This is a genomic window from Nocardia sp. NPDC057455 (assembly GCF_042802775.1).
Taxonomy (GTDB): Bacteria; Actinomycetota; Actinomycetes; order Mycobacteriales; family Mycobacteriaceae; genus Nocardia.
The window spans coordinates 1-12,503 of sequence record NZ_JBHVDM010000040.1 but is presented as its reverse complement, the minus strand read 5'-3'; the positions used below and the strand labels follow the sequence as shown (position 1 = coordinate 12,503).

Here is a 12,503-nt window from a genome sequence, read left to right as displayed (position 1 = left end):
GGGGCTTACGCTTCGGTGAGGTCCACCGAGGTGGCCGAAGCAGAGACAGCGAGGTGCCGGCCACCTCCCGCGTGAAGGGACGATTGCGATGAGCGACGTCGAGACTCCTCCGTTCGAGGACATCGTCAACGGGGCACTGGAATTCACTATTCCGATCGCGCACAAGATGGGTGTGCAGGCGGTGGAGGTGCGCCGCGGTTTCGCGGCGACGTCGGTGCCCGTCGAGGGCAACGGCAACCACTTCGGCGTGATGTACGCCGGTGTGCTGTTCACCGTGGCCGAGATCCTCGGCGGCGCGATCGCGATCGCGACCTTCGACAACTCGGCGTTCTATCCGCTGGTGAAGGATCTGCACGTCTTCTTCCGCAAGCCGGCCAAGACCGATGTGCGGGCGGAGGCGACGTTGTCGGCGGAGGAGATCGCGCGCGTCACCGCCGAGGCGGCCGCGAACGGCAAGGCCGACTTCACGTTGCGGGCGGTGGTGACCGATGTCGACGGCGTGGTCGTCGCGGAAACCGAGGGGCTCTATCAATTGCGGGCGCACGGGAAGTAGTCCGAGTCGTTACCTGCGGGGACGCAGCCGTGGGACGGTAGGGGCCGTGGTGTGTTCGTCGGCGGGCGCCGCGGGGGTCGAGGCGCCCTCGTCTCCGCGGCCCATCGGCTGTAATGCCTGGTCCGCGCCGTTTCGCCGCGTCGGCGTGAGTGCACCCGGCTTCGTCGGTGCGGCCGCGGTGGCGTGTGCCGATGTCCCGCGCCGAGGTCGCGGCACGGTCCGCGTCGAGCATGGGGGCGGGACAGTGGCTTTTCGATACGGAAGATAACGGGTCGGTCGCTGAAGGCGTATCGGGGCGCCCAACGGTGGTGTTCTGCCTACTACCGCAAGTCGTGGACCTGGGAAAATGCGACTCGTTTCACTATCAAACGGTGATCTCGAACACATAACGGAAGCATAACAGGCGTACGGTATGGCTAAGTTTCCCGCAACCGACCTGGGGTGATGGCGCGGAGTCTCGACTAGAGGTCAAAACTGTTCGCACGTTATTCGAACGTGATCTGCCGCGATATCTCCGCTAACGTCGGTGACGGCTCGGGGCAACACCGAGATCGAGCTCGAATCGCAGAACGCCGGAAACCCTGTCCCGCGGTTCGAGTGTCCACAACCTTCCTGGGGACAGGGGCGCGGCGATATTGGCCGAGCCGGTGGGCGCAGGCGGGAAATCTCATGTCGCATAACCGTAAATTCACCACTCGTGTTCTCGGCTTCACCGCGGCCATCGGCGCCTTCGTCGCCGTGCCGTTCGGCCTCTCGACCGCTACCGCGTCGGCCCACAACTGGGACGCCGTCGCGCAGTGCGAGAGTAGTGGCAACTGGTCCACCAACACCGGTAACGGCTTCTCGGGCGGCCTCCAGTTCACCCAGAGCACCTGGGAGGCCAACGGTGGCTCCGGCAACCCCTCCAACGCCAGCCGCGAAGAGCAGATCCGCGTCGCCGAGAACGTGCTCGCGACCCAGGGTCCGGGTGCCTGGCCTGTGTGCGGCGCCTACCTCTGATGCGCCACCGGCGCCTACCACTGAGTTCGGGTAGGCGCCGGGCTATTTCTCGGCATTGAATGCCGATCGGCGAACATCTGTTGTCGCCACAGTCGCGTCGGAATATTCAGCGTCGAATTTTCCGGCCCGAATAAGAATTCACCGAACGCGGATTCGCGCTGCACTTATGATGACCGATCCGCGCTTTCGGTCGCTGTCGGGTAACGGTGCTCAAGCGCGCCACAGCTGGTCACCGGCGCGAGAGAGCACGATGTTCGGCACCACCGCGTTGCGGGACAACCGGGTGATCGCCAGCGCCATCTCGGCGATGTCACCAGTGGTGAGCATGGTGGACCGGTCGAGTACGTCCCGCTTCCACGCGGTCATGTCGGTGTCGACGTAGCCGGGAGACAGCGCCGTCGCACTGACGCCGTTCCCGGACTCCTCCAGCGAAACCGTCTCGCACAGCGAGATGAGCGCCGCTTTGGTGGCGCCGTACGCGGCGAGGCCCGCTTCCCCGGCGACGCCGGTGATCGACGCGAGTGCGACGATCTTCGCGCCGCGCTCGCGGTCGGTGCTCGCGCTCTTGCGCAGCAGCGGAAGCGCCGCCTGGATCAGGGTCAACGGCGCCCGGAAATTCACGTCGAGCATGCGCTCGTACGCCTTCGCCGGCAGGTCGGCCACGGCACCGGCCGTGCCGGTGCCCGCGCTCATGACCAGCACATTCATCCCACCGAAGCGTTCCTCGTGTGCCTGTACCAGGGCGCGCACCTGATCGAGGTCGGTCATCTGTGCGACCGCTGTGTGCACGTCGGCGCCCGTCTCCTCGCGCAGGCGGGCCGCGGTCTGTTCGAGAGTGTCGGGCGTGCGCGCGGCAAGAGTCAGCCGATAACCCTCGCCCGCCAAGCGGCGCGCCACCTCGGCGCCGATGCCGCGGGACCCGCCGGTGACCAGTGCGGTGCGGTCGCTCATCGGAGGCGTTCGATGATCGTCGCGTTGGCCAGGCCACCCGCCTCGCACATCGTCTGCAGGCCGTAGCGACCTCCGGTCTGCTCCAGGTGGTTGACCAGCGTCGACAGGATGCGGGTGCCGGAGGCGCCCAGCGGGTGGCCGAGGGCGATCGCGCCGCCGCGGGGGTTCAGCTTGTCCGGATCGGCGTTCAGCTCCTGCTGCCAGACCAGCGGCACGGGCGCGAACGCTTCGTTCACCTCGTAGGCGTCGATGTCATCGATACTCAGTCCGGCGCGCTCCAGCACCTTGCGCGTGGCCGGGATGACGGCGGTGAGCATGAGCAGGGGATCGTCGCCCACCACGGAGAACGAGTGGAATCGGGCGCGCGGGCGCAAGCCCAGTTTCGTCGCCGCCTCCTCGCTCATGATCAGCGCGGCGGAGGCGCCGTCGGTCAGGGGGGAGGAGTTGCCCGGGGTGATCGACCACTCGATCTCGGGGAAGCGCGCTGTGTACTGATCGTCGACGAAGGCAGGCCGCAGCTTCGCGAGGCTTTCACCGGTTGTGGCGGGCCGGATGGTCTCGTCGGCCGTCAGCGTGCCCGCCGCGACCAGTTCGTTGCCGAAACCGCCCGCCGCCGCGGTCTCGGCGGCGAGCCGATGCGAGCGGGCCGCGAACTCGTCGAGCGCGGCGCGATCGAACTTCCACCGCGCGCTGATCACCTCGGCCGCGATGCCCTGCTGGATCAAGCCTTCCGGGTAGCGGTGCGCGAGCGGGCCGCGGTTGGCATCCTTGCCCTGGCCGTTGGAGAACATCGGTGCGCGGCTCATCGACTCCACACCGCAGGCGATAGCGATGTCGTAGGCGCCCGCGATGACGCCCTGCGCCGCGAAGTGCGCGGCCTGCTGGCTGGATCCGCATTGCCGGTCCACCGTGGTGGCGGGCACCGACTCGGGGAACCCGGCGGCCAACGCGGCGGTCCTGCTGATGTTGAACGCCTGCTCCCCGCTCTGCGTGACGCACCCGCCGACCACGTCGTCCACCAGGGCGGGATCGAGGTCGTTGCGGGCGACGAGTTCGGCGAGCACGCCCGCCAGCAGGGTGGCCGGATGCACCTCCGACAGGCCCCCGCCTGCCTTGCCCTTACCGGACGGTGTACGGACGACATCGACGATGACGGCGGACCTCATAGCCCTCTCCGATCAGTTAAGTTAACTGCCATTCACGGTTAAGTTAACACAGATTCGCCACATTGAGCCATGCCGGGTGCGGTTCGTGCGGGGTGAATGCGAATCAGGTGGTTTCGTCAGGGCCGGTGTCGCGCGGAGGCGCCGCGAGAGCGCAGACGAGGAGCGGAAGCGGTGTGATCAGGCCCGAGGTCAACTCACGATCAAGCGCAGCATCGAGCGTGCCCCGCGCTGGAACTCGAAATCCACGTCGGCGATGTCCGATCGAATTCCGGCGGCGTGCAACGCCTTTCGTAGGCGATCGAGCAAGTCGTCCAGCGGCCCGCCCGCATGATCGACGAGTGGGAACACCCGGACCTCGCCACGGCTCAGCCGCGCCAGTTCCCGCAATGCCGCCAGATGGAAATCGAAATTCAGCCGGTCGGCGTAAGTGAACAGCAGATGCGAGCTCAGCACCAGGTCGAAGGCGCGATCGGGGAAGTCGAGGGCGGGCAGGATGCCGAAGCGGTAGCGCCGGGGGTTGTCGTGCAGATCCTCGGCGAACCGCGCCGCGGCGGCTCTCCGCACGTCCCGATGGCCGTCGAGATCGCCGTAGAAATCCCAGAGGTAGCGGTCCGCGTCGGCTGCCGTGTGGGACGCGCCGTGCTCGAGTTCCGTGGCGGCCAGGGCGATCAGCTCCGCGGCGGGCATGCGATAGACCGGATCCACCGCGACCACTCGCGCGCCGAGCGCGGCCGCCTCCACCGCGAAGCTCGCGGCGCCACCGGGGCAGTCGAGGATGTCGCCGCGCAGGTCGTCGTCGGTGAGCGCGAACATCGCCCGGTATTCGCTCAGCGATCGACCGGTCAGCAGGTAGCCGCCCGTCTCGATCGAGTCGTGCTCGTCTGCCATGCGTCGGACGGTAGCCACGACCGGCGCGCGGTGCGAGCGAGTTTCCCGTCTAGGACTTGCCCTCACCGGCCGGCCGGACGGGATACAGGCGCTGAATCGTCAGTGCGGCCGCCAGTAGCCGCGAGTCGTGCGGATCGGTGGGATCGATGCCGGTGAGTTCGGCGACCCGGCGCAAGCGATAGCTGAAGGTGTTGGGGTGCACGTGGATCTCGGCGGCCGCGGCCTTGCGGTCGGAGCCGTGGCGCAGGTGCGCGTCGAGCGCCTCGAGCAGGTGTGGACTGTCCAGAATGGGGGCGATGCGCTCGGCCAGCCGTGCGCGCGCGGTACCCGGTCTGGTGAGCTGATACTCCAGCAGCAGGTCGTCGAGCCGATAGACGCCCGCAGGCCTGCCGAGCAGCCGCGCGAGTTCGGCGAGGTCGGTGGCTTCCTTCGCGGTCCGCGCGATGGCTTCTCGCGGCACGGACGCGTATTCGGCGAGGAACACCGGAGCCCCGAGGTGTTCGGTCAGTTCCGCGGCCAGCCGGTGGTAGCGCGTCTCGTCGAGTTCGGTGTCGGAAGCGCTGGGCAGCAACGCGATTCCGGTCCAGCCGTCGAAAGTGGCCAGTGTCGTGGTGCCCGCGAGGGCGTCCAAGGCCCGGTGCAGCAGCCGGATGCGCCGCCGCCCGACGAGTGTCGCGACCGTGCTCGGCTGGTCGTGGTGCCGAATGTGGATCGCGAGCACCGTGTAGTGCTCGGCCAGCGCGGTGTCCGCCCGCGCCGCCAGCTCCGCGGCGGGCAACCCGTGCAGCAGCGCGGAGCACAGCGCGCGGCGCGCCTCCCGTTCGGCGTTGTAGATGGATTGCTCGACCTCGGTGTACGCCTCCACCACCGTGATGTTGATCTGCATGAGCAGGTCGAGCAGCCTGCTGCCGACCAGGACCAGTTCGTCGAGTTCTTCGCGGGAGGCCAGCGAGGCCGCCTCCTGGAGCACCGACTGCGCCGAACCGTGGATGGCCTCGATCAGCACGGGCAAGGGAAACCGGTCCTCGGCGTGCCGCTCGGCTACCGGAGCGACGAACGTCGCGACCTCGGCCTGGGTGAAGCTGCGCTGTTCGCCGATCGCCTGGAGCACCGCGCGACCGCAAGCGTAGATCGCCGGAAGCACCTCGGCCGTGAAGTGGCCCTCCGGCAGGTCGGCGGCCGGAGGGGTGGTGCCGAGGCCCGCGGCGAGCATGCGCTCGGCGATCTGCGGCCAGCGAGTCAGCAACCGGGCGACAAGCGGGACGTCTCCGGCCACCGGGGACAACACGACGGACATGGGCCGATTGTTTCCGACCACACAAACCGCGGCAAGGCCTCGCGCGCCGTCGCCCGAATTTTGGCTCGCACGCCAATATTCCGGATGCAATGTTCTCCTCGAGGTGCAGTGACATCGGTCCGGAGTGCGCCCTACATTCGGAAAGCGGCTCGTAGATATGGCCCCGATCACAATTCGCTTCGAATGTGGCGCGGGATACATTCGGCGACGGTGCTCACCGCACCGCCGGGTCGCGCTCGTTCGGTGCGAATGGAAGTGAACTCGATGGTGGCAATGATGCACAACGCTCGGCAGGCGATTCTCGGGGCCGCGGTGATCGCGGGGGTGGCGATGGCGACCGCACTCGGGGGCGGGGTGGCGCACGCGCAAGAGGAGATCGAACCCACAACGCAGGCACTCGCCGATTACATCAGCGCGGACCTGAACCCCGCTCCGGACGGCAGGCAGCCGCGCGCGATCGTGGACACCGGCAGTTCGTCGGGATGGGCGACCAGCGTCGCTTCCGATGCCTCCGGCGAAGGCCCGGAGATGTCGGCGTATCTGGCCGCGTTCGGTTACGGGCTTACTCATCCCGACGCGGCCCCGCCCGGCGCCAACCGCTGGAACTGCACGCCGTCGGCCGAACACCCGCGTCCGGTGGTGTTGTTGCACGGCACCTGGCTCAACGCCTACGACACCTTCGCCTCCCTGTCGCCGCGGCTGGGGCGCGCCGGATTCTGCGTGTTCGCTTTCAATTTCGGGCGATCCGGCTTGATGCAGGGCGGCGGACTCGGACCGATCCTGCCCGGGCGTTTCGGCGTGGGGCGAATGGAGGATTCGTCGGCGCAGTTGCGGGACTTCATCGATCGCGTGCTGGCCGCGACCGGTGCGCAGGCCGTCGATATCGTCGGACATTCCCAGGGCGGCACGGTCGCCAACCACTATCTGAAATTCGAAGGCGGTCAGGGCAAAGTGGGCAAGCTGGTGAGTCTGGGCGCCACCCACCACGGCACCTCCCTCATGGGCATCGCGACGCTGGGCCGGATCATCAACAACTTGGGCGTCGACATTCTCGGGTTCTACGAACCGCTGGTCGGCATCGCCAATATCCAGCAGGCGGTGGGCTCGTCGTTCTACTCCGGCCTGAACGCGCAAGGCGACACGGTGGCCGGCGTCGCCTACACGGCGGTCGGTTCCCGGCACGACGAGGTCACCAACCCTTTTCAGTGGACATTCCTGCAGGCGGGTCCGGACGCGACGGTGGACAACGTCACACTGCAGGACGGGTGCGAGCAGGATATGTCCGATCACCTGACGATGATGTATTCCCCCCGGGCGGCTTCGATCGTGCTGCACGCGCTGGATCCGGTCGCGCATTCGTCGCTGGAATGCACCTTCAATCCGTGGATGATCGGTGGCACCGGCAGCCTGTGAGCCACGCTGTCACTGCATCGGCGCGAGAAATCGCGAGCGCTTGATTGGCGTCCGAGCCAATTCTTTTCCGGCCACGACATTGATTGGGTGGAATACGGGCAACTCGCGCTGTCGTCGGCACGGCGCGCCCACTATCACGGCCGTGCCGTCGGAAAGGAAGATCCGGATGAGTGTGGGGCTCGAGTGGGACGGCGGCCCGGTGCCGCCGGATCCGGTGGCTTTCTCGCATCGGCCGATGTTGCCCGAAGACGATCCGTTCTACGTCCCACCGCCCGCGGTCGGGCGCTTGCGTCCCGGCGCGATCGTCCGCACACGCGCGGTGGAGATCGGATTCTTCGGTATCGTGCCCCAGCGTATCTCGGCTTGGCAGTTGCTCTATCGCACCTGCGATCTGCATGGCGTGCCCGAGGTCGCGGTGACCACGGTGCTGCTGCCGTGGGGCGTGGATCCGGCCGAGCCCCGCCCGCTGGTCTCGTTCCAGTGCGCGATCGACGCCGTCGCCTCGAAATGTCTGCCCTCCTACTCGCTTCGGCGCGGAGCGCGGGCGGCGGGATCCATTCCGCAGCTCGAATTGCCGCTGATCGCCAGCGCGCTGGAGCGGGGCTGGGCGGTGTCGGTTCCGGATCACGGCGGAACGGCCGGCCGGTTCGGCGTGGCCAGGGAGCCGGGGTATCGCGCGCTGGACGCGGTCCGCGCCGCGCTCACCTTCCTCCCGCCGGGAGCGGATCCGGCTACACCCGTCGCGCTCTGGGGATATTCGGGCGGGGGCCTGGCCACCGCATGGGCCGCGGAGGCGGCCGCCGAGTACGCGCCCGAGCTACATGTCGTCGGCGCGGTCGCCGGGTCGCCGGTGGGTGATCCGGCGGCCGCGTTCGTTCGGCTCAACGGCACGCTCTTCGCGGGGTTCGCGGCCGTCTTCACCGCCGGACTGCGCCGCGGGTACCCGGAACTGGACCGCATGCTGCGCGCTCACCTGGACGCACGGTATCTGGGCTGGCTGGCCGAAACCGAGACCACCGCGACGTTTCCGCTGCTGTATCGGTTCGCCCGGCGCGATATCGACAAACACAGCGGCGCTGGGCTCGCCGCTATGATCGCGCAGGACGGGTTGCAGCGGATTCTCGACGACATCCACCCCGGCCGCCGGGCGCCCGCCATGCCCATGCTCGTGCTGCAAGGCGTGCACGACGAGGTGATCGCGGTCGCCGACGTGGACGGTCACGTCGCGCGCTACGTCGACGCGGGCGTCCACGTGCGCTACCTGCGCGATCGGCTCAGCACCCACCTGTTGTTGCAGTTCCTGGCGCTGCCGGTCATGGTCGATTGGCTCGCCGGTCGCTTCGCCGGCCACGAGCTGCCCGCGGCCGGTACGCAGACCCGGTGGTCGCTCGCCTTTGCCGGTCCGGCGCTGAGCGGTCACCTGCGTTTCGCGGCCCTGCTCGCCCGCATGTGGCTCGGACGGCCGATCCGCGCTGCGCGCCCGCCGGTGCGGGCGCGTCCCCGTCCGCGCCGCCTGCCAGTCCTTTCCTCCGCCCTCCGCAATCCCTTGTCCTGACCTCCGCTCGCACACCAGCAGTGCCGCTGAGCTGGCCTGATCGTGCACCGGGCCGCCGTGCGGACGTGATTCGGGTGTCGCCTCACAAAGGTGTCCGTTTTGCTCTAGCGTGAGCACGGTTGGTGCCGAGAGGGGTCGTGGATGCGTAGCGGGATGCTGAGTGTGGCGCAATTGCGGGACCGGGTCGACACGGGCGAGATCGACACGGTGCTGGTCGCCATGACCGATATGCAGGGGCGACTGCAGGGAAAGCGTTGCGCGGCACGCTACTTCCTGGACGAGGTGGTCGAGCACGCCACCGAGGCGTGCGGGTATCTGCTCGCGGTGGATGTCGACATGACGACCGTCGACGGCTACGCGCTGTCGTCCTGGGAGACCGGGTACGGCGACGTCGTGCTGCGGCCGGATCTGCGCACGTTGCGGACGGCGCCGTGGTGGCCGGGCACGGCGCTGGTGCTGTGCGACGTCGAGCACGCGGTGCCGCAGGGGCGGCCCGTGCCCGCCTCGCCGCGGCAGGTGCTGCGCAAGCAGCTGGACCGGTTGGCCGAGCGCGGCCTGCACGCGTTCGTCGGTACCGAACTCGAGTTTTTGGTGTTCGACGACAGCTACGAGGCGGCGTGGAACGCCGGGTATCGCGGGCTGACGCCGGCCAACCAGTACAACGTGGACTACTCGATGCTCGGCACCGGGCGGATCGAACCGTTGCTGCGTCGCATTCGCAAGGAGATGGACGGCGCCGGTATGTACGTCGAGTCGGCCAAGGGCGAATGCAACCCCGGCCAGCACGAGATCGCCTTCCGGTACGACGAGGCCCTGATCACCTGCGACAACCACAGCATCTACAAGACGGGCGCGAAGGAGATCGCGGCCCAGGAACAGCGCAGCCTCACATTCATGGCGAAATACAACGAGCGCGAGGGCAATTCGTGCCACATCCACCTGAGCCTGCGCGATGACGCGGGCGAGCCCGTCTTCGCGGGTGACGGGGCGGAGGGCATGTCGCCGCTGATGCGGCACTTCATCGCGGGCCAGCTGGACTGCCTGCGCGAGTTCACCTACCTGCTGGCGCCCAACATCAACTCCTACAAGCGATTCGTCGCCGGCAGCTTCGCGCCGACCGCGATCGCGTGGGGCCGGGACAACCGCACCTGTGCCATCCGCGTGGTGGGCGAGGACCATTCGCTGCGGTTCGAGAACCGCGTGCCCGGCGGCGACGTGAACCCGTATCTGGCCGTGGCCGCCCTGATCGCGGCGGGACTGCACGGCGTCGATCGGCGGCTGCCGCTGGAGCCGGAGTTCCACGGCAACGCCTACCACTCCGAGCGCCCCCGGGTGCCGCATACGCTGCGCGAAGCGGCCCAGCTGTTCGCCGGCAGCACGGTGGCCCGCGCGGCCTTCGGTGATGATGTAGTGGAGCACTATCGCAACGCGGCGCGGGTCGAGCTGGACGCCTACGACGCCGCGGTCACCGACTGGGAGCGTATCCGTGGTTTCGAACGACTCTGAGATCGCCGAACCCCGTCCCGTGATCGGCCTGCCCACCTATGTGGAGCGGACCCGGTTCAACGCGTGGGATCTGCCGAGCGCGGTCCTGCCGCACGCCTACGTCGAGATGGTGGCGGCCGCGGGCGGCATCCCGGTGTTGCTCCCGCCCGCGGGCGTCGCGCGCCCCGAACTGGTAGGGCGGCTCGACGGCCTGGTGCTGACCGGCGGCGCGGACGTCGATCCCGCTCGCTACGGTGGCCCTTCGGCCGGGATACCCGGCTACACCCGGCCGGACCGCGACGAATCGGAGTTCGGTCTGTTCGAGCTGGCCAGGGCCGCGGGCCTGCCGATTCTCGCGGTGTGCCGCGGTCTGCAGCTGGCGAATGTCGCGCTCGGCGGCACGTTGATCCCGCATCTGCCCGACGTCGTCGGTCACGACGAGCACTCCGGCGTCGAGGGCGGGTTCACCGCCACCCGGGTGCTGACGATCGCGGGCAGCCGGGTCGCGCGGCTGGCCGGTCCGGAGGTGAAGGTGCACTGCCACCATCACCAGGCCGTCGATCGGCTGGCCGAGGGCCTGACCGCCACCGCGTACGCCGCCGACGGCACGATCGAGGCCGCGGAGTCCACCGACGGGTCGTTCCTGGTGGGTGTGCAGTGGCATCCGGAGGCCGACGCCACCGATCGCCGGTTGGTCGGGGCACTGGTCGAGGCGGCGGATACCTATGGAAGGGAGCGTGACCGGTGACGACAGCGCAGGTGGTCAACCCGGCGACCGAACAGGTGGTCACCACCGTGGAGCTCGTCGGGGAAGCGGAGACCGACGCGGCCATCGCCCGCGCGCAGCATGCCGCGGCCGCGTGGCGTGAGGTGGCGCCGGGGGACCGGGCACGGTTGCTGCGCCGGTTCGCCGAGGTGGTCGAGTCGGATCTGGAGCACCTCGCCCGGCTCGAGGTGGTCAATTCCGGGCACACCATCGGCAACGCGCGCTGGGAGGCGGGTAACGTCCGCGATGTCCTGCACTACGCGGCCGGAATGCCGGAACGTCTGCTGGGGGAACAGATTCCGGTCGCGGGAGGGGTGGACATCACCTTCCACGAACCGCTCGGCGTCGTCGGGGTCATCGTGCCGTGGAACTTCCCGATGCCGATCGCGGCGTGGGGTTTCGCGCCCGCGCTCGCCGCGGGCAACACGGTGGTGCTGAAGCCCGCCGAGGTTACGCCACTGACCGCTCTGCGGCTCGGTGAGCTCGCGCTCGAGGCGGGCCTGCCCGAGGGCGTATTCCAGGTGCTGCTCGGCAAGGGGTCGGTGGTGGGGCAGCGCTTCGTCACCCATCCGGCCGTGCGCAAGGTGGTGTTCACCGGTTCCACCGAGGTCGGCACGCAGATCATGGCGGGCTGCGCCCGGCAGGTGAAGCGGGTGACGCTGGAATTGGGCGGCAAGAGCGCGAACATCGTCTTCGCCGACGCCGATCTGGAACAGGCGGCGGCGACCGCGCCCTACGGCGTCTTCGACAACGCCGGGCAAGATTGTTGCGCCCGCTCGCGAATACTCGTGCAGCGCACCGTATTCGACCGTTTCTTAGAACTGCTGGAACCGGCGGTGCGTGGTGTGCGGGTCGGTGACCCGTCCGACGAGTCCACCGAGATGGGGCCGCTCATCTCGGCCGCGCACCGGGAGCGCGTCGCCGCGTTCGTGCAGCCGTCCACCGAGGTCGCGTTCACCGGGAGCGCGCCCGATGGACCGGGATTCTGGTATCCACCGACGGTGGTGCTGCCCGGGGCTCCGACCGACCGGGTGCTCACCGAGGAGGTGTTCGGCCCGGTGGTCGCGGTGCTTCCGTTCGAGGACGAGGCCGATGCGCTGCGCATCGCCAACGACACGAATTACGGCTTGTCCGGTTCGATCTGGACCCGGGACGTCGGCCGGGCGCTGCGCGTGGCCCGCGGTGTGGAGGCGGGCAATCTGTCGGTGAATTCGCATTCGTCCGTGCGGTATTGGACGCCGTTCGGGGGTTTCAAGCAATCCGGGCTGGGACGCGAACTCGGGCCGGACGCGGCGCGCGCCTTCACCGAGACCAAGAACGTCTTCCTCGCCACGCAGTGACACCCGCACATCCGACAGGAGATACGTTGCAGCGCTTACAGGATCGAGTCGCCGTCGTCACCGGCGGCGGGAGCGGTATCGGTCTGGCCA

11 protein-coding genes are annotated in these 12,503 nt (G+C 68.6%); 7 read left to right on the top strand and 4 right to left on the bottom strand.

The genetic code is table 11. The features are described 5' to 3' along the window. Positions 1-88 precede the first annotated feature (88 nt). Positions 89-553 (top strand): PaaI family thioesterase, encoded by a 465-nt coding sequence (locus tag ACFU5M_RS17940; protein WP_379050241.1) that lies wholly within the window; start codon positions 89-91, stop codon positions 551-553. A gap of 669 nt (positions 554-1,222) precedes the next feature. Continuing rightward, positions 1,223-1,552 carry a transglycosylase family protein gene (locus ACFU5M_RS17935; RefSeq protein WP_379050240.1) on the top strand — a complete coding sequence of 110 codons (330 nt, stop codon included), beginning with the start codon at positions 1,223-1,225 and terminating at the stop codon, positions 1,550-1,552. Positions 1,553-1,762: 210 nt separating this feature from the next. Here ACFU5M_RS17935 and ACFU5M_RS17930 read toward each other — a convergent pair whose 3' ends face one another. From ACFU5M_RS17930 to ACFU5M_RS17915, 4 genes are all read right to left on the bottom strand, one after another. Beyond that, positions 1,763-2,503, bottom strand: a complete 741-nt coding sequence (locus ACFU5M_RS17930; protein WP_379050237.1) for an SDR family NAD(P)-dependent oxidoreductase — start codon at positions 2,501-2,503, stop codon at positions 1,763-1,765. Beyond that, the gene (locus ACFU5M_RS17925) at positions 2,500-3,669 is read right to left on the bottom strand and encodes a thiolase family protein (RefSeq protein ID WP_379050234.1); all 1,170 of its coding nucleotides are present in this window, start codon (positions 3,667-3,669) and stop codon (positions 2,500-2,502) included. Before ACFU5M_RS17925 ends, ACFU5M_RS17930 begins: the two co-directional genes overlap by 4 nt. Positions 3,670-3,858: 189 nt before the next feature. After that, positions 3,859-4,557, bottom strand: coding sequence for a hypothetical protein (locus ACFU5M_RS17920; protein WP_379050231.1), 699 nt, complete (start codon positions 4,555-4,557; stop codon positions 3,859-3,861). A 49-nt stretch (positions 4,558-4,606) separates the two neighbouring features. Continuing rightward, positions 4,607-5,854 carry a PucR family transcriptional regulator gene (locus tag ACFU5M_RS17915; protein ID WP_379050229.1) on the bottom strand — a complete coding sequence of 416 codons (1,248 nt, stop codon included), beginning with the start codon at positions 5,852-5,854 and terminating at the stop codon, positions 4,607-4,609. A 273-nt stretch (positions 5,855-6,127) separates the two neighbouring features. Here ACFU5M_RS17915 and ACFU5M_RS17910 point away from each other — a divergent pair, with 273 nt between their 5' ends. The 5 genes from ACFU5M_RS17910 (at position 6,128) to ACFU5M_RS17890 (ending at position 12,413) form a co-directional block, all read left to right on the top strand. After that, on the top strand, positions 6,128-7,267 hold the full coding sequence (locus ACFU5M_RS17910) for an esterase/lipase family protein (protein ID WP_379050353.1): 1,140 nt from the start codon (positions 6,128-6,130) through the stop codon (positions 7,265-7,267). Positions 7,268-7,433: 166 nt separating this feature from the next. Next, complete coding sequence (locus ACFU5M_RS17905; RefSeq protein WP_379050226.1) at positions 7,434-8,822, top strand: lipase family protein; 1,389 nt, start codon at positions 7,434-7,436, stop codon at positions 8,820-8,822. A gap of 141 nt (positions 8,823-8,963) precedes the next feature. Continuing rightward, positions 8,964-10,328 (top strand): glutamine synthetase family protein, encoded by a 1,365-nt coding sequence (locus ACFU5M_RS17900; protein ID WP_379050223.1) that lies wholly within the window; start codon positions 8,964-8,966, stop codon positions 10,326-10,328. Then, complete coding sequence (locus ACFU5M_RS17895) at positions 10,309-11,055, top strand: gamma-glutamyl-gamma-aminobutyrate hydrolase family protein (RefSeq protein ID WP_379050221.1); 747 nt, start codon at positions 10,309-10,311, stop codon at positions 11,053-11,055. Before ACFU5M_RS17900 ends, ACFU5M_RS17895 begins: the two co-directional genes overlap by 20 nt. After that, positions 11,052-12,413: an aldehyde dehydrogenase family protein gene (locus tag ACFU5M_RS17890; protein ID WP_379050219.1), complete on the top strand. Its 1,362-nt coding sequence runs from the start codon at positions 11,052-11,054 to the stop codon at positions 12,411-12,413. Before ACFU5M_RS17895 ends, ACFU5M_RS17890 begins: the two co-directional genes overlap by 4 nt. Positions 12,414-12,503 lie beyond the last annotated feature (90 nt).